Raw genomic sequence first — 23085 nt, 5'->3', positions numbered from 1 at the left:
GCATGGCCTGCCCGGGCCGGGTGGACCTGCGCAGGGGCGGCGGGAGTGTAGCGCCGATTCCAGGAAGCGAATCAGTGCCCAGCAGCCGTTCAGGACAGTCGGGTCACGCCTGGCAGCTCGCACGCATAGATGGCGTTGCGCAGAGCGGCAATGGCTTCGTAGCGCGTGAAGCTGCGGCGCCACGCCAGCACCACGCGGCGCACGGGCGGCGGGCCACCGTCTTCCTCACGGATGGGCAGGTAGCGGATGTAGGTCTCGTCGCTCTTGCGGCGGCGCGACACCGTGAGCAACGCATCGCGCGGCACCGACAGGCGTGGCACCAGCGTCACCCCCATGCCGGCGGCCACCATGTGCTTGATGGTCTCCAGCGACGAGCCCTCAAACGACTTGCGGATGCCCTCGGCATTGCTCGCAAAGCGCGCGAACTCGGGGCACACCTCCAGCACATGGTCCCGGAAGCAATGGCCCGCCCCGAGCAGCAGCATGGTCTCGTTTTTCAGCTCGGCAGCCGTGACCGACTTCTTGGCCGCCAAGGGGTGCGTGCTGGGCACGGCCGCCATGAAGGGTTCGTCATACAGCGGCGCCATGGCCAGGCCGGTGTCGGGGAAAGGCTCGGCCAGGATGGCGCAGTCGATCTCGCCCGTGCGCAGCATCTCCAGCAGCTTGACGGTGAAGTTCTCCTGCAGCATCAGCGGCATCTGCGGGGTGCGCGTGATGGACTGGCGCACCAGCTCGGGCAGCAGATAGGGCCCGATGGTGTAGATCACGCCCAGCGTGAGCGGCCCGGCCAGCGGGTCCTTGCCGCGCTTGGCGATTTCCTTGATGGCCGCCGCCTGCTCCAGCACGCTTTGCGCCTGGCGAACAATGTCCTCGCCCAGCGGGGTCACCGTGACTTCGCCCGCGCTGCGCTCGAACAGCTTCACGTCCAGCTCTTCTTCCAGCTTCTTGATGGCCACCGAGAGCGTGGGTTGCGACACATAGCAGGCGTCGGCCGCATGGCCAAAGTGCTTCTCGCGGGCCACCGCAACGATGTACTTGAGTTCGGTGAGGGTCATGGTGTGTTCCTGCGGGCCACGTCAGTGTCGTTCTGAGCGTCTCATGCCTTGAGATAGTCCGATTTTCCACCCAACCAGCGCGCCACGTGTTTGGCGGCCAATTCCGGGTAGCGGTCTAGCATCTGGGGGGCCAGTTCACGCGCCCATTCCAGCAGATGGGTATCGGTCGCCAGGTCGGCAAACCGCAGCAGCGCATCGCCCGACTGGCGGGCGCCCAGAAACTCGCCGGGGCCCCGGATCTCCAGGTCGCGCCGGGCGATCTCGAAGCCATCGTTGGTTTCGGCCATGGCGCGCAGGCGCTCCTTGGCGGTTTCGCCCACGCGGCCGCTGTCGTTGGTGGCGTACAGCAGCACACAGGCCGAGGCCGCCGCGCCGCGCCCCACGCGGCCGCGCAGCTGGTGCAATTGCGAGAGGCCAAAACGCTCGGCATGTTCAATGACCATGAGCGAGGCGTTGGGCACGTCCACGCCCACCTCGATCACCGTGGTACTGACCAGCACGCCCATCTGGCCACTGGTGAAGAGCGCCATCACAGCCTTCTTCTCGGCGGTGGGCATGCGCGAGTGCAGCAGGCCGACCATGCAGCCCGGCAGAGCCCCGCTCAGGTCGGCGTGTGTGGCGGTGGCGTTGGAGAGGTCCAGCGCCTCGCTCTCTTCGATCAGCGGGCACACCCAGTACACCTGCCGCCCGGCCTCCACCTGCGCGCCGATGCGTTCGATCACCTCGTCCTTGCGGCTGTCGGCAATCAGCTTGGTGACGATGGGCGTGCGGCCTGGCGGCAGCTCGTCGATCACCGACACATCCAGGTCCGCGTAGTAGCTCATCGCCAAAGTGCGCGGGATGGGCGTGGCGCTCATCATGAGCATGTGCGGCTCCATGCCGTGGGCCGCCAACTTTTGCCGCAAGGCCAGCCGCTGGGCCACGCCGAAGCGGTGTTGCTCGTCGATGATGGCCAGCGCCAGGTTCTTGAACTGCACCTGGTCCTGGATCACGGCGTGCGTGCCCACCACCAGCGCCGCCTCGCCGCTGGCCACCAGCGCCAGCATGGCAGTACGGTCCTTCTTCTTTTGCCCGCCCACCAGCCAGGCCACCTTGCGGCCGTGTGCGGCCAGCAGCGGTTCGAGCCAGCCGATCATCTTGGCAAAGTGCTGCTCGGCCAGGATTTCGGTGGGTGCCATCAGCGCGCACTGCCAGCCCGCGTCCATGGCCAGGCAGGCGGCCAGGGCCGACACCACGGTTTTGCCCGAACCCACATCGCCCTGCAGCAGACGGTGCATGGGCACCTGGCGGGCCAGATCGGCCGCAATCTCTTCGCCCACGCGGCGCTGGGCCGCCGTCAGGTCAAACGGCAATACGCCCATCAACTGTTCGTGCAATGGCAGGGCGCCGTCGGTACTGCGCCGGGGCCGCAGCACCGGCGCGCGCAGCATGTCGCGTTCGCGCCGCGACTGCTGCTGCGACAGCTGCTGGGCCAGCAACTCCTCCGCCTTCAACCGCTGCCAGGCCGGGTGGCTCTGGTCCTCCAGCGTGGACAGCGCCACATCGGGCGTGGGATGGTGCAAAAAAGTGAGCGCCTCGCGCAAGCTGAACCTGCGCTGCAGGCCATTGGGGCCATAAACCCGGGCCATCGGTGGCTCTGTGCCGGGTGGCAGGGTGTCCGACAAATCCACCCGCGTCAGCGCACTGACGACGGCCCGGCGCAGGTAGGGCTGTGGCAGTCCGGCGGTGGTAGGGTAGACGGGCGTGAGAGCGGCAGGCAACTCTCCACCCGCCACGCGGAAGGCCGGGTGCAGCATCTGCCGCCCCCAGAAGCCGCCTTTGACCTCGCCCCGAATGCGCAGGCGCGCGCCCACGGCCAGGGTCTTCTGGTGCGACGGGTAGAAGCTGAAAAAGCGCAGCTCACAACTGCCGGTGTCATCCTCTACCTGCACCAGCAGCTGGCGGCGGGGGCGCAGTTGCACCTCGCTGGCAGTGACCGTGGCCTCGATCTGCACCGTTTGCCCGTCGCGCGCGTTGGCCAGCGGGGTGATGCGGGTTTCATCCTCATAGCGCAAGGGCAGGTGCAGGGCCAGGTCGATATCGCGGCGCAGGCCCAGTTTTTGCAATGCCTTCTGCGCCACCGAGGCCGCACCCTGGCCACGCGCGGCCGGGACGGCGGAGCGCGCAGTGGGTTTGGCGGGAGCAGGGGCGGCAGCGGGCATGGAGAGCAATTTGCTAGGGAAAACGAGCGGAGATCGCAGCCTGAAAAGGCTACCATGGTTACCATTGCTAACGCCTGATCACGGCGTGTTTTCGAGTCCGGGGCCCCGTCATGCTCAAGCGCATTCAAATCCAACACCTGACCCTGGGCATGTACCTGCACGAGTTTTGCGGCTCGTGGATGGAGCACCCCTTCTGGCGGGCCAAGTTCCTGCTCAAGGACCCCAAGGACCTCGCCCGCATCCAGGCCACCGCCATTCAGGAAATCTGGATCGACACTGACAAGGGCCTGGATGTGGCCGCAGGCACGGCGTCGATGTCGCGCGAAGAGGTGGATGCGCAGATCGAGACCGACTTCAGCCGCCTGGAGGACCTGCCCCCCATCAAGGTGACGCTGCCCTCACCCCCTCCTCCCCCCAAGCGAGACCGCCAACCGGCGGACATGCACAGCGAACTGAGGATGGCCGCCGCCATCTGCGTCAAGTCCAAGGAAGCGGTGGTCTCGATGTTCAACGAGGCCCGCATGGGCCGCGCAGTGGACTCGGCCAGTGCACAGAGCCTGGTGGAAGAAATCTCCGACTCCGTCACCCGCAACCCCGGCGCACTCATCAGCCTGGCGCGGCTGAAGACGGCCGACGACTACACCTACATGCATTCGGTGGCGGTGTGCGCACTCATGGTGGCCCTGGCCAAGCAGCTCAAGCTCAAGGACGACCAGCAGCGGCTCGCTGGCATGGCGGGCCTGCTGCACGACCTGGGCAAGGCGGCCATCCCGCTGGCAGTGCTCAACAAGCCCGGCAAGCTCACCGACCAGGAGTTCACCGTGGTGCGCAGCCACCCGGTGGAGGGCTACCACATGCTCAAGGAGGGAGGCAACGTGCCCGACGCCGTGCTGGACGCCTGCCTCCACCACCATGAAAAGGTGGACGGCTCGGGCTACCCCGACAAGCTGCAGGGCGAAGGCATCAGCGTGATCGCCCGCATGACGGCCATCTGCGACGTATACGACGCCATCACCTCCGACCGACCCTACAAGCGCGGCTGGGACCCGGCCGAGTCGCTGCGCCGCATGGCCGAGTGGACCAGGGACCACTTTGACGCACGCATCTTTCAGGCGTTTGTCAAAAGCATCGGCATCTACCCCGTGGGCTCGCTGGTGCGGCTGACCTCGGGTCGCATCGGCATCGTGACTGAGCAATCGCCCACCGCGCTGACCACCCCCATCGTCAAGGTGTTTTTCTCGACCAAGTCCGACCTGCGCATTCCGCCCGAGGTGGTGAACCTGGCCGCCCCGGACTGCAACGAGAAGATCGTGGCACGCGAAGACCCCGAGAAGTGGCGCTTTCCCGACCTGGACGAGCTGTGGTCCGGCTTCTCCGACAAGGTCTGGTAGCCCATGCCTGCACTGATCATCACCCTGACGCTCAACCCCGCCCTGGACCTGGCGACCACCACCGACCACGTGGTCCCCACACACAAGCTGCGCTGCGGCCCGGTGCGGCGGTTTGCGGGGGGCGGCGGCATCAACGTGGCGCGGGTGCTGCACCGCCTGGGTGCGGACGTGAGCGCGTGGGCACTGGCGGGCGGCGCGGCGGGCGCCCAGGTGCAGCAGTTGCTGGCCGGCGAGGGCGTGCCCACGCGGCTGCAGCGCATTGCGGGCGACACGCGCGAGAACTTTTCGGTGGTCGAGACCAGCACGGGCCAGGAGTTTCGGTTTGTGCTGCCCGGCCCCATGCTGCAGGCCAGCGAGTGGCAGGCCTGCCTGGATGCGCTGGCTACCCGCACACCGCCACCCCGCTGGCTGATTGCCAGCGGCAGCCTGCCGCCTGGCACGCCGAACGACTTCTACGCCCAGCTGGCGCGCGCCGCATCCGGCCGGGGCGTGCGGGTGGCCGTCGACACCTCGGGGCCGCCGCTGGCGGCGGCATTGCAGGCCGGGGTGGCGCTGGTCAAACCCAGCCTGCGCGAGCTGCGCGACCTGTTGCAACAGCCCCTGGAACAGGCGGCCGACTGGTGCACTGCCGCCCAGTCGCTGGTGCGCAGCGGCGCCGCAGACACCGTGGCCCTGTCGGTGGGCGAGCAAGGCGCGGTGCTGGCCACGCGGGAGGGGGTATGGCAGGCGCCAGCGCTGAACGTGCCCGCTACGACCGGCACCACGGGCGCTGGGGACTGCTTTTTGGCGGCACTGGTCTGGGCGCTGGACCGGGGCGATGCGCCCGCCGAGGCGCTGCGCTGGGGCGTGGCCGCAGGCGCTGCCGCCTTGCTGCATCCGGGCACCACCCTGGCCCAGGCCGATGACGTGCAACGGCTGGTGCACAGCGTACCGGCGCCGGTGGCATTCACCACCTCGCCCTAGCACCGCGCCTGCAGGGGCTGCTGCCCCGTGGGACAATCGCGCCTTCCGCAATTTTTACCTTGGCACGGGCCCGTTCGGCCCTCAAGCACGATGACTGATCTCTCCAGCGGCGCAACCAGTGCGCCCCTCGCCTCCGGCGGCCCTTCCACGCCCCGCGTGTTCACCCTCAGCGACTTCGACTTCTCGCTGCCCCCCGAACTCATTGCCCAGCACCCCGCGCCCGAGCGCAGCGCCTCGCGCCTGCTCGATGGCCGCGCCATGCAGCCGGCAGACCGCATCTTTCGCGAGCTGCCCGGACTGCTGCGCGAAGGCGACCTGCTCGTATTCAACGACACGCGCGTGGTCAAGGCGCGCATCTTTGGCGAGAAGGCCAGCGGCGGCAAGCTGGAGCTGCTGATCGAACGCGTGCTGCCCGTCGAGGCTGGCAACCCGGGTAACGAAGTCGTGGCCCACATGAAGGTCAGCAAGAAGCCCCTGCCCGGCAGCGTGGTGCACATGGCCGGTGGCCGCAAGGCGGGCGGCTTTGACGCGCAGTTGCTGGGCCGCTGGCCCACCGAGGACGGCCCGCTGTTCCGCTTTGCGCTGCACGGCCCCGCAGGCGAGTCGCCCTGGGAGCTGATGGACCGCCACGGCCACCTGCCGCTGCCGCCCTACATCGAGCGCCAGCAAAACACCGACCACGACCCCGACGAGGCCGAGGACAGCCAGCGCTACCAGACCGTGTTTGCCCGCAACCCCGGCGCCGTGGCCGCGCCCACGGCCGCGCTGCATTTTGACGAAGGCGTGCTGGCCGACCTGGCCGCACGCGGCATCGAACGCGCCAGCGTCACGTTGCACGTGGGCGCAGGCACCTTCCAACCCTGCAAGACCGAGAACCTGGCCGAGCACCAGATGCACAGCGAGTGGTACGAGATTCCGCTGGCCACGCTGGCCGCGCTGGAGCGCTGCCGCCAGCGCGGCGGCCGCGTGGTGGCCGTGGGCACCACCACCGTGCGCACACTCGAATCCTGGGCGAAGACGGGCCAGGCCTCTGGCGACACCAACATCTTCATCACACCGGGCTTTGCATTCCAGGTGGCGGATGTGCTCATCACCAACTTCCACCTGCCCAAAAGCACGCTGATGATGCTGGTGAGCGCGTTTGCGGGCTACGCCCACATCATGGGCCTGTACCGGCACGCCATTGCGCAGCAGTACCGCTTCTTCAGTTATGGCGACGCCATGCTGCTGGAGCGTGCGCGCGGCACGCCGTGAGTTCCCCCGGCCCTGCGTCGTCGACCAGCCCTGCAGCCCGCCGGCGTGCGGCGCTGGCGGGCATCGCGCTCGCCGTCACGGCCTGCGCGTTCTTTGCGCTGCTGGACACCGCGAGCAAGCTGGTCAGTGTGGGTGTGCCCATCGTCATGGCGCTGTGGATGCGCTATGTATTCCAGTCGCTGCTGACCACGGCCTTCGTGCTGCAACGGGCGGGGCGCCCAGCCCTGCGCACCACACAGCCCCGCTTCCAGGCCTTGCGCGGCGCGCTGTTCGCCATGACCAGCCTGTTCGGCTTCATCAGCCTCACGGCCCTGCCGCTGGCGGAGTTCACGGCCATCGTGGCCACGGTGCCGCTGTGTGTGACGGTGGTGGCGGCCCTGTGGCTGCACCAGCCGGTGAGCCCTTTGCGCTGGCTGCTGGTGGTGACGGGCCTGGCGGGCACGCTGGCCATCATCCGGCCCGGCGGTGAGGCCTTCACCTGGGCGCTGCTGTGGCCGCTGTGCATGCTGGCTGCGGGCACCGGCTACCAGGTGCTGAGCAGCAAGATGGCCGGGCACGAGAGCCCCGCCACCACGCAGCTCTACACCAGCTGGATCGCCACTGCGCTGGTGTCGCTGGGCGTGCCGTTCTTCTGGCAGCCGGTGAGCGACCCGTGGCTGTGGGCCGGCATGTTCACCATGGGCCTGTCGAGCGCGGTGGGCCACATGCTGCTGCTCAACGCCTATGCGCGCACCACGCCAGTGACGATTGCGCCGTTCCTGTATTCACAGATCGGGTTTGCCATGCTGGCGGGCTGGCTGGTGTACCGCCATGTGCCCGATGCGTGGTCGATGGCGGGCATTGCGGCCATCGTGCTCAGCGGCGCGGCCAGCGCCTGGCTGACCGTGCGCGAGACACGTTAAGCACCAAAACAGCCGGTGGCGCTAGTGCAATATGCCTGAACAGCTATATATTCAATAGCATCAAGCCCGCCACCTGGGCACGGATCAGAACGCCACCGCGTGCCCGTCCTTGCGCGGGTCGGAGCCCGCGATGTAGCTGTTGCCGTTCTTGAGCACCAGTTGGGCGCCGCCAAAGGCGAACACGCCGTTGCCCTCTTCCACCGTCACCTCGTGCCCGCGCGCGCGCAGCGCGGCGACCACGGCGGGGTCGAACCCTGGCTCCACCGCCACACCCTTGCCGCCGGTGATGCGCCAACGGGGTGCATCGGCGGCTGCCTGTGGGTTCTGGCCGTAGCGCAGCACGCGCAGCGCCATCTGGGTGTGGCCCTGGCTTTGCATGGGGCCGCCCATCACGCCGAAAGCCATCTGCGGCGTGCCGTCGACATGCATGGCAAAGGCCGGGATGATGGTGTGCGAGGGGCGCTTGCGCGGCGCCACCTGGTTGGCGTGGCCCGGGACCAGGTTGAAGCCATGGCCCCGGTTCTGCAGGCTGATGCCCGTGCCCGGCACCACCACGCCCGAGCCAAAGCCCATGTAGTTGGACTGGATGAACGAGACCATCATGCCGGACGCATCGGCCGCCGCCAGGTACACCGTGCCGCCGGGGCGCGGCGCACCGTAGCCGGGGTCGCCAGCGCGCGTGGTGTCGATCAGCGCAGCGCGGCTGCGCAGGTAGTCGGGGTTCAGCAGCGCATCCGGTTTCACCGGCATGGCGTCGATGTCGGCGTTGTACTGGTGCAGATCGGCAAACGCGAGCTTCATGGCCTCGATGCTGGCGTGCACGGTCTCCACATCGTCCGCTGAGTGCGCGCCAATGCCATGCGCGTCGAGCATGCCCAGCGCCATCAGTGCGGCAATGCCCTGGCCGTTGGGCGGAATCTCATGGACCACCGAATCGCCAAACCGCTGCTGGATGGTGCCCACCCAGTCGGCCTGGTGCGCGGCCAGGTCGGCCATCGTCATGGCGCCGCCATGGGCCTGGGCATGGGCGGCGATGCGCTCGGCAATCACGCCCCGGTAGAAGGCCTCGCCCTCGGTCTCGGCAATCAGCTCCAGCGTGCGCGCATGGGCTTCGCTGCGGAAGATTTCGCCCGCCTGGGGCACGCGACCATTCGGCATGAAGCACTCGGCAAAACCGGGCTGCGTGCCCAGCTTGGCAGCGCCCAGCGCCCACAAGCGGGCGATGGTGGGCGACACCGGAAAGCCGTTGCGCGCGTAGTCGATGGCTGGCTGGGCCAGTTGTGCAAACGGCAGCTTGCCCAGGCGCTTGGACAGGGCCACCCAGGCCGACACGGCACCCGGCACGGTGACGGCGTTCCAGCCCGTTTCGGGAATGCCGCCCAGCTTCTCGAAGTATTCAGGCGTCCATGCCGCAGGCGAGCGGCCCGAGGCATTGAGGCCGTGCAGCTCCTTGCCATCCCACACGATGGCAAACCCGTCGCTGCCCAGCCCGCAGCCAGTGGGCTCCACCACCGTGAGCGCCATGGCAGCGGCAATGGCGGCGTCCACCGCGTTGCCACCCGCCAGCAGCATGCGCAGGCCCGCCTGCGCAGCCAGCGGCTGCGAAGTGGAGACCACATTGCGGCCCATGACCGCGCTGCGGTTGGAGGCGTAGGGAAGGGACCAGTCGAGGGATGGGGTATTCATTGCGTTCTGACTCTGTTGCCCCGCACAGGGCGGGCTGCATGAAACCGGCGCGGCGCAAAGCGAGGGACGCCGAGGAAGGGCCGCCCCGCACCGAGGGCGTCGTCCCCCTTCCCGAATGGCAACGCCATTCGAGAGAAGGGGGAAGCGGCAAAGCCGCTCAGGGGGATGTCACTCCAGGGTTATTTTGTGTTGGCGAATCACCGTCGCCCAGCGATTGCTATCGGCCTGCACCATGGCTCCAAACTGCGCGGGCGTGCGCGGTGCGGCGGGCTCCACGCCCAGCTTGGCCAGGCTCTCGGCCACTTCGGGGGCCTGCACGGCTTTGGCGAAGGCCTTGTGCACCTTCTCGACCAGCGCGGGCGGTGCGCCCGCAGGCAGGTACACGCCAAACCAGGTCACCGACGAATAACCGGGCAGGCCGGACTCAGCCAGCGTGGGCAGTTCGGGCGCCAGGGTGCTGCGCTTTTCGCTGGTCACGGCCAGTGCGCGCAGGCGGCCGGCCTTGGCATGCGGCATGCCGGTGGGCAGCGAGTCAAACAGCACATGCGTCTGCCCGGCAATCAGGTCAGGGATGGCCAGGGCCGTGCCCTTGTAGGGGATGTGCGTCATCTCCACACCCGCCTGGGCGCTGAAGGCGGCCGTGTTCAGGTGCACGATGGTGCCATTGCCGCTGGTGGCGTAGTTGAGCTTGCCGGGGTGGGCCTTGGCGTAGGCAATCAGTTCGCCCACGGTCTTGACCGGCAGGCTGTTGGTGACCAGCAGCACGCTGGGTGCGTCGGCCACATGGGCCACCGGCGTGAAGTCCTTGCGCGGGTCATAAGCCAGCTTGGGCATGAGGTGGGGCGAGATGGCATGTGTGCTGCTCGTGGTCAGCAGCAGGGTATAGCCGTCGGGTGCGGCCTTGGCCGCCTCGGCCGTGCCCAGGGTGCCGCCAGCGCCGGGCTTGTTGTCCACCACCAGTTGCTGTCCCAGGTCGGCCGCGACGCGCTGGGTAACGGTGCGGGCCACCAGGTCGGTCGCGCCGCTGGCGGGGAAGGGCACGATCACCCGCACAGGGCGATCCGGCCAGTTGGCTTGTGCCTGCGCGGCAGATGCCAGCACCAGCAGGCCGGCCAGGCCCCAGACACCACGGCCCCAGGAAAGTAGACGCATACAGAGCACTCCCGCAAAGAAATCGGACACAACAGAGGATGGAACCATCTTAGGAAGCTGCGCCTTGCTTGACCACCAGCATTTCAGCAAGCTGCTTTGCCACCACGGCAAACCGGCGCATACTGAACACCTCCCTCTCCGCCCCTTCCTCCATGCGTCCCCACCTGCTGCAAGACACCACCCTGCGCTACTTTCTGGCCGTGGCGCAGAGTGGATCGCTCACCGAGGCTTCGGCCCGGCTGCATGTGGCCGCCTCGGCACTGAGCCGCCAGATCGCGGGGCTGGAGGCCCAGCTGGGCACGCCCCTCTTTGAGCGCCACCCGCGCGGCATGGTGCTGACGGCGGCGGGCGAGATCCTCGCGGTGCACGCGCGCCGCACGTTGCTGGACGCCGAGCGCGCGCTGGGCGAGATCGGCGCGCTGCAGGGCCTGCGTGCGGGGCAGGTGCGCCTGGCCACATCGGATGCGTTTGCGAACGAGCTGGTGCCGCGCCTGTGCGTGGAGTTCCAGCGCACGTACGCAGGGGTGCAGTTCAGCGTGATCGCCTTGCCCACGGCCCAGGTGCCCGACGCCGTGCGCAGCGGCGCAGCCGACATCGGCCTGTGCTTCAGCCGCGCACCGCACAAGGACATCGACGTGGCCTATCGCCAGAGCGCGCCGGTGCTGGCCCTGCTGCCCCCGGGCCACCCGCTGGCCAGCGCAGGCAGCGTGACCCTGGCGCAGATGGCCGGGTACCCGCTGGCCCTGCCCCCGGCCGAAACCACGGTGCGCCAGATGATCGACATCGTCTGCAGCCGCCAGGGCCTGCAGCTCGAAGCCGTGCTCATCAGCAACCACGCCAAGACGGTGGTCAACTTTGTACAGCTGGGCGGCGGCCTGTCCGTGGCCAGCGAGATCGCCGTGCGCCACCTGGTGGCCGAAGGCGCCATCGTCGCCCTGCCCATCAGCGACCCCGGCATGGACCTGCGCGACATCGAACTCCAGACCCTGGCCGAACGCAGCCTGCCGGTGGCGGCGCAGGCGTTTCTGGAACTGCTCAAGGAGCGGCTACCGCAGCCGTGGTAGCCCTTGGCGTGGGCTAGGCGCGGGGCTGGTCATCCATCGGCCGGCCGAGGCGAATCGGGCCGCCGGGCGCCGTGGCATCCACCAGCACCCCGCCGCGCGTGACGCGCAGGCGTTGCTGATGTGCCAAAACCTGCGCCACCTGCCTGACTTGAGGCATGTAGTGGCGCCAGTCACCGCCCTCTGGCACCAACGCCCGAGCGACCTCTGACGGGCAGATCGTCGTGTGCGGCTTGCGCTGCGCCAGCAAGGCAAAGATTTGCGCCTCCACGTCTGCGTCGGTCATGGCGCGCTCGCGGTGTTGCGAACCCTGCTCAGTAACCGTGCTGCGCGCGAAAATCCCGCGCCTTGCCAAAGTGCCCGTTGCCAATGAAGGGCACGGGCGGGCGCAGCGCCGACAACGGCGAGGGGTGGTTGGACGTGAGCACCAGGTGCCCCCGGTCTGCGGGAATCCACGCGCGCTTTCCCTGCGCGTGCGAGCCCCAGAGCATGAACACCACCGGACGCGGGCCCTCGGCCACGTGGCGGATGACGGTGTCGGTCAGCTCTTCCCAGCCCTTGCCCGCATGGCTGGCGGCCTGGCCCTCTTCCACCGTGAGGCAGGTGTTGAGCAGCAGCACGCCATTCTTTGCCCACTTGACCAGGCTACCGCCGGGGTTCGGGAACGGGGGAAACGCCACCCCCAGGTCGCGCTGCATTTCCTTGAAGATGTTCTGCAGCGAGGGCGGCAGCCGCACGCCTGGCGCGACGGAAAACGCCAGCCCCTCGGCCTGGCCCCGGCCGTGGTAAGGGTCCTGCCCCAGGATGACCACGCGCACCTCCTCGGGTGGCGTCAGCTCCAGCGCGCGCAGCGGCTGGGGCGGAAAGATCGCAGCCCCCGCCTGCAACCGCGCCTGCAAGAACGCGAGCAACGCCTGCCCACGCGCGCCTGCAAAAAAGGCGTCCACCAAGGGCTGCCAGCCAGGGGCCACCGGCCAGTCGGCGGGTTGGGCCGTCTGGAGTTGCGTGGCGGGCATTTCAGAGGGATTCATGGCGAAATGGGTTGGTAGCGCTAGTTACATATGCTCCAGCAGCTATCAAAAACATAGTGATCGATCACTATCAAGCGAACAGCCTGGCCAGCGCCAGGCCAGGGTCATCCGCCCGCATTAAGGCCTCGCCCACCAGAAAGGCGTGCACACCCGCGTCGCGCATGGTCTTCACATCGGCAGGCTTGAGGATGCCGGACTCGGTGACCAGCAAACGGTCCGCAGGCACATCCTTGAGCATGCCCAGGGTGGTGTCCAGCGTGACTTCAAACGTGCGCAGGTTGCGGTTGTTGATGCCGACCAGCGGGGTCTTGAGCTTGAGCGCCCGCTCCAGCTCGGGGCGGTCGTGCACCTCCACCAGCACGGCCATGTCCAGGCTGCGGGCAATGGCCTCGAAGTCAGCCATCTGCGCGTCATCCAGGCAGGCAGCGATCAGCAGGATGGCATCGGCGCCCATGGCGCGGGATTCGTAGATCTGGTAAGCATCCACCATGAAGTCTTTGCGTAGCACTGGCAGCAGGGTGCTGGCGCGGGCCTGCTTCAGGTAGTCGGGCTGGCCCTGAAAGAACTGCCGGTCAGTCAGCACCGACAGGCAGGCCGCGCTGACCTTGCCATCGCCTTCCATATAGCTTTGCGCAATGTCAGCGGGCTCGAAGTCAGCGCGCAGCACGCCCTTGCTGGGGCTGGCCTTCTTGACCTCGGCAATCACCGCCGCCTGGCCCTTGGCGATCTTGGCCCGCAGCGCGCCTTCAAAGTCGCGCGTGAGCACGCGGCTCTCGGCATCGGCGCGCATGGCGTCGAACGGCAGGCGCTTCTTGGCGGCGGCCACTTCTTCGTGCTTGACGGCCACGATCTTATTGAGGATGTCACTACTCATGGTTGGCTGCCTTGTCGGTTTCGGTGGGCTCAGCGGAGCCCTGTTTCAGAATGCGGGTGAACACGCGATGCATCACGACCCCGGCCACGATGAACAGGGCAGAGACGCCCAGTGCGATCCAGGTGCCCGGGTCGTGCCACATGGCTGGGTCAGGCCGCCGTATCAGACCGCTGTGGCCAGCGCATGCGTGCGCGTGACCACCTGCTCCAGCTTCGCCAGCGCGGCGCCGGAGGCAATCGCAGCGCGTGCCTTGGCAATGCCCGTCTGGATGGACTCGGCCACGTTGGCGGCGTACAGGGCCACGCCTGCATTCAGGCAGACGATGTCCTGCGCGGCACCGGGTTCGCCCTTCAGCACGCCGATCAGCATCTCACGCGACTGCTCGGGTGTTTCGACCTTGAGGGCGCGGTTGCTCGCCATCGGCAGGCCGAAGTCTTCAGGGTGGATCTCGTATTCGGTGATCTGGCCGTTCTTCAGCTCACCCACCAGCGTGGCGGCGCCCAGGCTCACTTCGTCCATGCCGTCACGGCCGTACACCACCAGCGCGTGTTCGGCGCCCAGGCGCTGCAGCGCGCGCACCTGGATACCCACAAGGTCGGGGTGGAACACGCCCATCAAGATGTTGGGCGCACCGGCCGGGTTGGTCAGCGGGCCCAGGATGTTGAAGATGGTGCGCACGCCCAATTCCTTGCGCACCGGGGCCACGTTCTTCATGGCCGGGTGGTGGTTGGGCGCAAACATGAAGCCGATGCCCACTTCAGCGATGCACTGGGCGATCTGCTCGGGCTTGAGGTTGATGTGGATGCCCAGGGCCTCCATCACATCGGCGCTGCCGCTTTTGCTCGACACACCGCGCCCGCCATGTTTGCTGACCTTGGCGCCCGCTGCGGCGGCCACGAACATCGAGCAGGTGGAGATGTTGAAGGTGTTGGCTCCGTCGCCGCCCGTACCCACGATGTCCACCATGTGGGTCGCGTCCTTGACGTGCACCTTGGTGCTGAACTCGCGCATCACCTGCGCGGCTGCGGTGATCTCGCCGATGGTTTCCTTCTTCACGCGCAGGCCGGTGATGATGGACGCGGTCATGACGGGCGAGAGTTCGCCGTTCATGATGAGCCGCATCAGGTGCAGCATCTCGTCGTGGAAGATTTCGCGGTGCTCGATGGTGCGCTGCAGCGCTTCCTGGGGGGTGATGGGCATGGAATGTCTCCTGGTATTTAAGCGGAGGGCTGGTCCGTCAGAGCCAGCTTGAGTCCGAAGCCGATGAACATGGCACCCGCCACGCGGTCCAGCCAGTGCATGCTGCGCTGGATCACTGTGGCGCGCCGCGCCATCCACGAGGCGGCCAGCGCCCAGCCCACATTCACAGGGATGGCGTTGATGTTGAACAGCACACCCAGCAGCACAAAGGCCAGCGCCTTGTTGTCCGTGCCCGGCGCGATGAACTGCGGCACAAAGGCCAGGAAGAAGATGGCGACCTTGGGGTTCAGCACATTGGTCCAGAAACCGCCCAAGAACACCTTGCGCAGCGGTGTGTGCTGCGCAGGGGCCGCCTGCGCCGCCTCCAGGGCAGCACTGTTGCCGCCATCCGCACCAGGCTTGGACAGCAGCATGCGCACGCCCATCCACATCAGGTAGGCCGCGCCGATCCACTTGAGCACCGTGAACGCCGTGGCCGAGGTGGCAAGCAGCGCGCCCACGCCCACGGCGGCCGCAAAGATGTGCACGAAACAACCGGCCGTGATGCCCAACCCCGCCACGATGCCCGCGCGGGTGCCAGACTTGAGCGCGTTGGTCACGATGTAGAGCACATCGGGCCCGGGTGTGAGGTTGAGCAGCCAGCCTGCGGCTATGAACATCACCAGCTGGTGGGTGTCGATCATCATGTGCGCTGCTCCAGAAAGTTCTTGAGCATGGCGTGGCCATGTTCGGTGAGGATGCTTTCGGGGTGGAACTGCACGCCTTCGATCGCCAGCGTCTTGTGGCGCACGCCCATGATTTCGCCGTCTTCCGTCCAGGCCGTCACCTCCAGCACATCGGGGCAGGTGGCGCGTTCGATGGCCAGCGAGTGGTAGCGGTTGACCGTGAACTTTTCCGGCAAGCCCGCAAACACGCCCTTTTGCGTGGTGGTGATGACGCTGGTCTTGCCGTGCATCAGCTCCTGCGCGCGGATGATCTTGCCGCCGAAGGCCGCGCCAATGCTCTGGTGGCCCAGGCACACGCCCAGGATGGGCAGCTTGCCGGCAAAGTGCTTGATCGCGGCCACCGAGATGCCCGCTTCCGCAGGGGAGCAAGGCCCGGGCGAAATCACCAGGCGGTCAAGCTGGCCCGCATTCAGGCGCGCCTCGATCTCGGCCACGGTGATCTCGTCGTTGCGGAACACCTCGACCTCGGCGCCCAGTTCACCAAAGTACTGGACGATGTTGTAGGTGAAGCTGTCGTAGTTATCGACCATCAAGAGTTTCATGCGGCGCTCCCGGCAAGGGCGGGCTCGCGCAGACGGGCGAACTCGCGGTGTTCATAGGCAATGCAGGCTTCCATGAGGCTGCGGTAGATGGCTTCCATCACGTCGGCGTCGCCGCCTTCGGCCTGGGCGCGTTCGCGCACGCGGTCTACGATGGCCTGGATGCGCGCTTCGTCGCGCACCTGCTCCACACCTTGCTTGATGCGGGCGGCCTGGGTCATGTAGCCCACGCGCTCCACCAGCAGGGGCACCAGCACGTCGTCCAGCGCGTTCACTTCGCGGCGCACATCCTGCATGGTGGTGCAGGCCCTCACTTTGGCAATGGCGCGGGTCATTCCAGCCCCTCCTCGACCAGTTCGGCGGCGCGCAGCAGCGCGCGGGCCTTGTGCTCGGTCTCTTTCCATTCCAGCTCGGGCACCGAGTCGGCCACCACGCCGGCGGCGGCCTGCACGTAGAGCGTGCCGTTCTTGATGATGCCGGTGCGGATGGCAATGGCCACGTCCATGTCGCCCGCGTAGCTGAGATACCCGCAGGCGCCGCCATACAGGCCGCGCTTGGTGGGTTCGAGCTGGTCGATGAGTTCCATGGCGTGCACCTTGGGCGCGCCGGTGAGCGTGCCTGCGGGGAAGGTGGCCTTGAGCACATCCATGCTGGTCATGCCCTCGTTCAGGATGCCTTCGACGTTGCTCACGATGTGCATCACGTGGCTGTAGCGCTCCACGGCAAAGGCTTCGGTCACCTTCACGGTGCCAGTTTGGGCGATGCGGCCGATGTCGTTGCGCGCCAGGTCGATCAGCATCACGTGTTCGGCACGCTCCTTGGGGTCGTTGATGAGTTCGACCTCTGTGGCCTTGTCCTTCTCGGGCGTGGCGCCGCGCGGGCGGGTACCGGCCAGGGGGCGGATGGTGACCTTGGTGCCTTCGTCGGTCTTCTCCTGGCGCACCAGGATCTCGGGGCTCGCACCCACCACATGGAAGTCGCCGAAGTCGTAGAAGTACATGTACGGCGACGGGTTCAGCGAACGCAGCGCGCGGTACAGCGACAGGGGCGATTCGGTGTAGCGCTTGTGGATGCGCTGGCCCACCTGCACCTGCATGAAATCGCCTGCGGCAATCAGCTCCTTGGCGCGCTCCACGGCGGCCAGGTAGTCGGCCTTGGCAAAGTCGCGCTGGGCGGGGTGGCTTTCGGTGGCCTTGACCACGGGGGCGCTCACCGAATACTTGAGCTGCTCTTTCAGCTCGCGCAGGCGCTTCTTGGCCTTGGCGTACGCCTCCGGCTGGGCCGGGTCGGCGTAGACAATGAGGTAGAGCTTGCCCGAGAGGTTGTCGATGACGGCCAGCTCCTCGCACTGCAGCAGCAGGATGTCGGGGCAGCCAAGAGTGTCGGGTGGGCAGGTGGTCTCCAGCTTCTTTTCGATGTAGCGCACCGCGTCGTAGCCGAAGTAACCGGCCAGGCCGCCACAAAAACGCGGCAGGCCGGGGCGCAAAGCCACTTTGAAACGCTTTTGGTAGGCCTCGATGAAATCGAGCGGGTTGCCTTGCGCGGTCTCGACCACCTGACCGTCGGTCACCACCTCGGTCCTGGCCTGGTCGCCAAAGCCGCTGGCGCGCAGCAGGGTGCGGGCGGGCAGGCCAATGAAGCTGTAGCGCCCGAAGCGCTCACCGCCCACCACGGATTCGAGCAGAAAGCTGTGCTTGCCGCCGTCTTTGGTGTGCGCCAGCTTCAGATAGAGCGAAAGCGGGGTTTCCAGGTCCGCAAAGGCCTCGACCATGAGCGGAATGCGGTTGTAGCCTTCGCTGGCCAGGCTTTTGAATTCAAGTTCTGTGATCACGGGGAGAGCTCCCAGCTGTCGCAGCGCGTGTCCCTGTGCAATGAAAAAGGGGCGCTGCGGTCCATTCAATCGGCCTCACCGCATCGGGGTGGAGGCCACGGGTGCACGCTGGGGCGGTTGCCCAGGTGCTATCAGGCGTTCAAAAGGACAGGCTGACGCCAGGGCCAGGCTCCCCGGTCGCTGCAACCTGTGATGAACACGTGGTGAATGAACATGGGCCAAAGTGTAGCAAAGCTTTTTTAGCGGGCTGATTTGACAGCCCTCACAGCGAGATCGCACAACCGCTCGAAAACCCTGTTGCGGCCCGACAGGAGCGCTGCAACAATTTGAAACGAACGACCGTTCTTTTTTAGGAGCTGCGCATGAAATTCCTGACGCGATGCGCTGTGATGGCGGGAGCTTGCCTGTTGGCAGCCAGTGCCATTGCCCAGCCCATTACCGTGGCCGACGTGAAATACGAAGAAACCGCCAGCCTGAGCGGCAGCACCCTGCAGCTCAACGGCGCAGGGGTGCGCTACAAGGCGGTGTTCAAGGTATACACGGCAGGGCTTTATCTCGAAAAGAAAGCCGGCACACCCGCCGACGTCATGGCCCAGAAGGGCCCTAAGCGCATGAGCATCACCATGCTGCGCGACATCGACTCCACCGAGCTGGGCAAGCTGTTCTCGCGCGGCATGGAGGACAACATGGACCGCGCGGCATTCTCCAAGCTCATTCCTGGCGTGCTCCGCATGAGCCAGATCTTCTCGGACCACAAGAAGCTGGTGGCGGGAGACCAGTTCCAGATCGACTGGATTCCGGGTACCGGCACCATCATCACCGTCAAGGGCAAGCCGCAGGGAGAGCCCTTCAAGGAACCCGAGTTCTTCAACGCGTTGCTGGGTATCTGGCTGGGCAATGCGCCAGCTGACTGGAAGCTCAAGGACGCGTTGCTGGGCAAGACCGCCCAGTCATCGTCCTAGTTGTCCTAGGGCAAACACCCACGCCCTCCCGGCAAAGGCTGTCGCGCGCCCGACAGACGCGCCCCCTACCCGGGAGTAGCCTGTGCCTCAGTCCCCGCCCCAGCCATTGCCCAACCTTTCCAGCCCTTTTGACAACGCGACAACCGGCCTCCCGCTGCGTGCACCCGCAGCGCCCGAGGCCACGGCCTGAACCGAGCTTTGTGCGCTATCCGCGCCCCGCAACGAGCCGTCTGTAACGCTCCTTCTGCCTCCAGCCCCCTTACGCGCCAGACACCACCATGAAACTCAGCAACCTTTCCGTCGGCCTGCGCCTGGGCGCATCCTTCGGCGCCATTCTTCTCATCACGGCTCTCATTGCGGCCACAGGGATGTGGCGCATTGCCAGCCTGCAAAGTGCCAGCGAGCGCGTCGCCACGCAGGAGATCGAGCAGCAAACCCTTGTGGAGGACTGGGCGTCAGACATCCGGCTGAACTGGGTACGCACCGAGGCCTTCCTCAAGGCCATCGACCGCGACTACATGGACAAGCTCACCGCCGACACCCAGGCGACGGCGAAGGGCATGGAAGCCAAGGTCAAGCGCATTGAGGCACTGGTGCAAGGCGACCAGGCCAAGGGGCTTCTGGCCGCAATTGCGACGGCCCGGCAGGCCTACAACGACAAGCTCAACGAAATCCGGGAACTGCACCGCGGTGGCGAACCCAACGTGCCCGCCCTCGTGGACAAAGACCTGCGCCCGCTGGCCGACAAATACCTTCAATCCCTCGACGACCTGCGCAAAACCATGGCCGCCCAGCTGGCCGAAAGCCAGGCAGACACCTCCACCCTGGCTAAAGCCAGCCAGGTGCTGTTGGGCGTGGGCACGCTGGTGGCCGTCGCGCTCGGCGCATTGATGGGCCTGACCGTCACGCGCTCCATCGTGCGCCCCTTGCAGCAAGGCCAACAAGCCGCCGAAAGCATTGCAGATGGCGATCTGACACACCCTATTACCACCAGTGGGAATGACGAAACCGGCCAGTTGCTGCAGGCACTGTCCACCATGCAATCGCGCCTGGCCACCATCGTGGGCAACGTGCGCAACAGCGCCGAGGGCGTGGCCACGGCCAGTGCCGAGATTGCGTCAGGCAACAACGACCTGAGTGCCCGCACCGAACAGCAGGCCAGCGCATTGGAGGAAACCGCAGCCTCCATGGAAGAGCTGGGCTCCACCGTGCGCCAGAACGCCGACAACGCCCGCACCGCCAACCAACTGGCCATGAGCGCCAGCACCGTGGCCGTGCAGGGCGGGGATGTGGTGGCCGAGGTGGTGGACACCATGAAGGGCATCAACGACAGCAGCCGCAAGATCGCCGACATCATCAGCGTGATCGACGGCATCGCCTTCCAGACCAACATCCTGGCGCTGAACGCGGCTGTGGAGGCTGCGCGCGCGGGCGAACAGGGTCGGGGCTTTGCGGTGGTGGCGGGCGAGGTGCGCAGCCTGGCGCAACGCAGCGCCGAGGCCGCCAAGGAGATCAAGGGTCTGATTGGAACCAGTGTGGAACGCGTGGAGCGCGGCACGGCCTTGGTGGACAAGGCCGGCGCCACGATGACCGAAGTGGTCAGCGCGATTCGGCGCGTGACCGACATCATGGGCGAGATCAGCGCTGCCAGCAGCGAACAAAGCCAGGGCGTCTCACAGGTCGGCGAGGCCATCACGCAGATGGACCAGGCTACCCAGCAAAACGCCGCCCTGGTGGAACAAAGTGCGGCCGCCGCCGACAGCCTCAAGACCCAGGCCGGCCAGCTGGTGGATGCCGTGGCAGTGTTCCGCCTCTCGGACAACGCCACGCGCCCCAGCAGCACCGCGCCCGCCCCCATGCGCAGCAATCCCCCCGCGTCATCACGTCTGGACTACCGCAGCGTGGCGCCACGCCAGCTGACCGCCTGAACAGGCAGGCTCGGCCAGCTCAGGCGAGCTGCGCCAGCGCATCCACAAAACCATCGGCATCCACGGCCCGCACGGGCTGGCCGTGGTTGTAGCCATAGGTGACCAGCACCACCGGGCAGCCCGCAGCCCGCGCGGCCTGCGCATCGTTGCTGGAGTCGCCCACCATGAGCGTGCGCGCGGGGTCGGTGCCCAACGCTTCGCAGGTCTTGAGCAAAGGCAACGGATCGGGCTTCTTGCGCTCAAACGAGTCGCCACCGAAGACCTTCTCGAAATAGCCGTCAAGCCCCTTGGACTGCAGCAAGGGCAGCGCAAAGTCCCGGGGCTTGTTGGTCAGACAGGCGAGACGCAGACCCCGGGCGCGCAAAGCCTGGAGCCCCTCCTCCACACCGTCATACACCCCGGCATACTGGCCATTGATGGCGAGATAGTGACGTTGGTAGCTGGCCCAGGCCGATGGATACAACGCTTCAATTTCAGTAGCAATAGAGGCATGATTTATCTGCGCCAGCACGTGGTGGAGCACTGAACGCAGCAAATGCTCCGACCCCTTGCCCACCATGTGTTCGATGGTCTGTGCCGCAATCGACGGCAGCTCCAGTTCGCGCAGCATGCGGTTCAGCGCCTCATTGAAATCACCCATGGTGTCCACCATGGTTCCGTCCAGGTCGATGATGGCGGCGTCCACGCCGGTGAGCAATGTGGACAGCGAGGGGGTAACGGCGAGAGACATTGGGCAAGCATTCGGAAAGAGAAGACGGGACCAAGTTTACGGAACCCGTCAAATCCTCCGCTGGTCTGCCTTGCTTCGTTCACCGCAGACTGAGCGTCTCGCGCTTCCACGCTGGGTCTTGCCAACGCTGGAACAAGGGCAGCGCTGCCACATCGCCCGTCACGCGCTCGGTGGTCAAGCCCTCCAGCCGCACCACCTCAAAACTCTTGCGGTAGCGGCCCTGGCCCCGGGCTTCGCGCGCCACCAGCATCTGCTGGCCGCCGGGCACCCAGCCCGCCCATTCGGCCACGCCGGTCTCGGGCGTGGCGGCGGCGGGCGGCAGCACATCGGCCAGCCAGCCGCCTTCCGTTTTGCGCAGCACCCACAGCTCGCGCCAGCCTTCCATGGGCTGCACGGCCAGGGCCAAGGCTGTGCCTTCGCGGTTGGTGCTGGCCGATGCAGTCCACACCACGCCGTAGGTGCAGCGGCGCAGCAGCGGGGCCTTGGCGCTGTGCTGCGCGTCCACCAGCAGCACGCAGGTTTCGCCGGGGGCACCGGGTTCCGTGAGTAGCATGGGGCGGGTGCCCACAGCCGCTACCGGTGCAGCAGCAGGCACCAGCGCCCAGCGCACCGCACTCACCCGCATGGCGGCGTCGTTGTAGGCGCTCTGGTCCTCGTCGGGCAAGTCGGCCTTGCTCACGCCGGTGAATTCGGTCAATGCACGGGCAGCGGCGGCGGCCACAGCCGGGTCGGCTGCGTTCTTGCGCGCCTGCTGGAAGGCTGCAGCAGCCCACACGCTGGCGCGGCGCATCTGCACCCGGTTGCGCAGGTAGCCAGGCAGACCCGCCACGTCTACGCGCTCCAGCACCTCGGCCTGCCAGCTGGTGACCTTGGCACGCTCGTGTGCGGGCAGGTCGGGGTTGATGCATTCGGGGCGGGTCAGCGCCAGGACGGCACGGGCGCGCTGCTCCGCATCGGCCACGGGCAGGGCCAGCAGGCGGCGAAAGGCCTCGCCCTCGTAGCAGACCTGCATGCGGCCTTCGACTTCGTAGGTGGCAAAGCGCACGCCATAGCCGTTGGCCACATCCAGGTGTGCGGACAACGTGGCACCCGAGGCCTTGCCCGGCACGGCCACCGAGGCACGGCGCGCCAGCCGGTCGGCAAAGGTGCCCAGGGCATCGAAAGCCTGGGCACCCTCCACACCCGCCAAAGCCTTGGCGGGCGCGGCTTGCAGGTAAGCGGCGGTGAGGCCAATGCCCAGCGCCTCGGCACCTGGCGTTTCCTGCACAAAGCGCATCACGGCCAGCAGCGCGGGGCCTTCCGCCTCGGTCAGGGCCACGCGGCGCACATCGCTGGCGCGGATGAAGCCACCGCGCTCACGCTTGTGGTCCCACACCTGCAAGTAGTCGAGGCGCTCGCCACGCACCTCCAGCACCTCGCCCTGCCACAGGCTGGCCTGCTGCTGGGCACCATCGCGCGGTGCAGCGCGCAGACTGGTCTGGTCTTGCACCACGATGGCGCTGCCCTGGGCGCTGGGCGATGGCTGGGGGGCGGCCTCGGCCGCCACGGTCACTGCGGCGCTGGCCACGGCTGCCAACAAAGTTGCGAAGGTGGCGTTCAT

At 67.0% G+C, this 23085-nt stretch carries 22 protein-coding genes; 7 read left to right on the top strand and 15 right to left on the bottom strand.

Annotation, left to right across the window (positions count from 1 at the left end):
• Positions 1–89: 89 nt before the first annotated feature.
• Positions 90–1055 (bottom strand): LysR substrate-binding domain-containing protein, encoded by a 966-nt coding sequence (locus ASD75_RS21165; protein ID WP_056747872.1) that lies wholly within the window; start codon positions 1053–1055, stop codon positions 90–92.
• Positions 1056–1096: 41 nt separating this feature from the next.
• Positions 1097–3256 carry an ATP-dependent DNA helicase RecG gene (gene recG, locus ASD75_RS21160; RefSeq protein WP_056747870.1) on the bottom strand — a complete coding sequence of 720 codons (2160 nt, stop codon included), beginning with the start codon at positions 3254–3256 and terminating at the stop codon, positions 1097–1099.
• 110 nt (positions 3257–3366) lie between these two features.
• On the opposite strand from recG, the gene ASD75_RS21155 reads away from it, so the two are divergent.
• The 4 genes from ASD75_RS21155 to ASD75_RS21140 all read left to right on the top strand — a co-directional run bounded on the left by ASD75_RS21155 (position 3367) and on the right by ASD75_RS21140 (position 7766).
• Complete coding sequence (locus tag ASD75_RS21155) at positions 3367–4647, top strand: HD-GYP domain-containing protein (RefSeq protein ID WP_056065324.1); 1281 nt, start codon at positions 3367–3369, stop codon at positions 4645–4647.
• Positions 4648–4650: 3 nt separating this feature from the next.
• A complete protein-coding gene (locus ASD75_RS21150; RefSeq protein WP_056747869.1) occupies positions 4651–5610 on the top strand; it encodes a 1-phosphofructokinase family hexose kinase in 960 nt (319 codons plus the stop codon).
• 90 nt (positions 5611–5700) lie between these two features.
• Positions 5701–6864, top strand: coding sequence for a tRNA preQ1(34) S-adenosylmethionine ribosyltransferase-isomerase QueA (queA, locus tag ASD75_RS21145; RefSeq protein WP_056747867.1), 1164 nt, complete (start codon positions 5701–5703; stop codon positions 6862–6864).
• Positions 6861–7766, top strand: coding sequence for a DMT family transporter (locus ASD75_RS21140; RefSeq protein ID WP_056747865.1), 906 nt, complete (start codon positions 6861–6863; stop codon positions 7764–7766). Before queA ends, ASD75_RS21140 begins: the two co-directional genes overlap by 4 nt.
• Before the next feature lie 84 nt (positions 7767–7850).
• On the opposite strand, the gene ASD75_RS21135 is transcribed toward ASD75_RS21140, so the two are convergent.
• Complete coding sequence (locus ASD75_RS21135; protein ID WP_056747864.1) at positions 7851–9452, bottom strand: gamma-glutamyltransferase family protein; 1602 nt, start codon at positions 9450–9452, stop codon at positions 7851–7853.
• Positions 9453–9620: 168 nt separating this feature from the next.
• Positions 9621–10604 (bottom strand): tripartite tricarboxylate transporter substrate binding protein, encoded by a 984-nt coding sequence (locus ASD75_RS21130; protein WP_056748071.1) that lies wholly within the window; start codon positions 10602–10604, stop codon positions 9621–9623.
• Positions 10605–10756: 152 nt separating this feature from the next.
• On the opposite strand from ASD75_RS21130, the gene ASD75_RS21125 reads away from it, so the two are divergent.
• Positions 10757–11668, top strand: a complete 912-nt coding sequence (locus ASD75_RS21125) for a LysR substrate-binding domain-containing protein (protein ID WP_056747862.1) — start codon at positions 10757–10759, stop codon at positions 11666–11668.
• 13 nt (positions 11669–11681) lie between these two features.
• Here ASD75_RS21125 and ASD75_RS21120 read toward each other — a convergent pair whose 3' ends face one another.
• From ASD75_RS21120 to trpE, 9 genes are all read right to left on the bottom strand, one after another.
• Entirely contained in the window at positions 11682–11951 is a 270-nt protein-coding gene (locus ASD75_RS21120) for a DUF3253 domain-containing protein (RefSeq protein WP_056747861.1), read from the bottom strand.
• A 28-nt stretch (positions 11952–11979) separates the two neighbouring features.
• Positions 11980–12696 carry a uracil-DNA glycosylase gene (locus ASD75_RS21115; protein WP_056747859.1) on the bottom strand — a complete coding sequence of 239 codons (717 nt, stop codon included), beginning with the start codon at positions 12694–12696 and terminating at the stop codon, positions 11980–11982.
• A gap of 70 nt (positions 12697–12766) precedes the next feature.
• Positions 12767–13570: an indole-3-glycerol phosphate synthase TrpC gene (gene trpC / locus ASD75_RS21110; protein WP_056747857.1), complete on the bottom strand. Its 804-nt coding sequence runs from the start codon at positions 13568–13570 to the stop codon at positions 12767–12769.
• On the bottom strand, positions 13563–13712 hold the full coding sequence (locus tag ASD75_RS23970; RefSeq protein ID WP_192421952.1) for a hypothetical protein: 150 nt from the start codon (positions 13710–13712) through the stop codon (positions 13563–13565). The genes trpC and ASD75_RS23970 overlap by 8 nt, the downstream gene beginning before the upstream one ends.
• 20 nt (positions 13713–13732) lie before the next feature.
• Positions 13733–14770 (bottom strand): anthranilate phosphoribosyltransferase, encoded by a 1038-nt coding sequence (gene trpD, locus ASD75_RS21105; RefSeq protein WP_056747856.1) that lies wholly within the window; start codon positions 14768–14770, stop codon positions 13733–13735.
• 17 nt (positions 14771–14787) lie between these two features.
• Positions 14788–15453, bottom strand: coding sequence for a LysE family translocator (locus ASD75_RS21100; protein ID WP_056748070.1), 666 nt, complete (start codon positions 15451–15453; stop codon positions 14788–14790).
• Positions 15453–16037, bottom strand: coding sequence for an aminodeoxychorismate/anthranilate synthase component II (locus ASD75_RS21095; protein ID WP_056747854.1), 585 nt, complete (start codon positions 16035–16037; stop codon positions 15453–15455). The genes ASD75_RS21100 and ASD75_RS21095 overlap by 1 nt, the downstream gene beginning before the upstream one ends.
• On the bottom strand, positions 16034–16369 hold the full coding sequence (locus tag ASD75_RS21090; protein WP_056747851.1) for a chorismate mutase: 336 nt from the start codon (positions 16367–16369) through the stop codon (positions 16034–16036). The genes ASD75_RS21095 and ASD75_RS21090 overlap by 4 nt, the downstream gene beginning before the upstream one ends.
• Complete coding sequence (gene trpE / locus ASD75_RS21085; protein ID WP_056748069.1) at positions 16366–17865, bottom strand: anthranilate synthase component I; 1500 nt, start codon at positions 17863–17865, stop codon at positions 16366–16368. The genes ASD75_RS21090 and trpE overlap by 4 nt, the downstream gene beginning before the upstream one ends.
• A gap of 362 nt (positions 17866–18227) precedes the next feature.
• Between trpE and ASD75_RS21080 the strand changes: the two genes are divergently transcribed.
• Both ASD75_RS21080 and ASD75_RS21075 read left to right on the top strand, forming a co-directional pair.
• Positions 18228–18827: a chalcone isomerase family protein gene (locus ASD75_RS21080; protein WP_015016056.1), complete on the top strand. Its 600-nt coding sequence runs from the start codon at positions 18228–18230 to the stop codon at positions 18825–18827.
• A 278-nt stretch (positions 18828–19105) separates the two neighbouring features.
• Positions 19106–20755: a methyl-accepting chemotaxis protein gene (locus ASD75_RS21075; protein ID WP_056747849.1), complete on the top strand. Its 1650-nt coding sequence runs from the start codon at positions 19106–19108 to the stop codon at positions 20753–20755.
• A gap of 19 nt (positions 20756–20774) precedes the next feature.
• Here ASD75_RS21075 and gph read toward each other — a convergent pair whose 3' ends face one another.
• Together gph and ASD75_RS21065 are read right to left on the bottom strand one after the other, a co-directional pair.
• Complete coding sequence (gene gph, locus ASD75_RS21070; RefSeq protein ID WP_056747847.1) at positions 20775–21485, bottom strand: phosphoglycolate phosphatase; 711 nt, start codon at positions 21483–21485, stop codon at positions 20775–20777.
• Between the two features lie 79 nt (positions 21486–21564).
• A complete protein-coding gene (locus ASD75_RS21065) occupies positions 21565–23085 on the bottom strand; it encodes a hypothetical protein (protein WP_056747846.1) in 1521 nt (506 codons plus the stop codon).

Origin of the sequence: Acidovorax sp. Root568 (assembly GCF_001427445.1) — a bacterium.
In the GTDB taxonomy this organism is placed as follows: Bacteria; Pseudomonadota; Gammaproteobacteria; order Burkholderiales; family Burkholderiaceae_C; genus Acidovorax; species Acidovorax delafieldii.
This window is presented reverse-complemented; position numbering and strand designations above follow the sequence as displayed.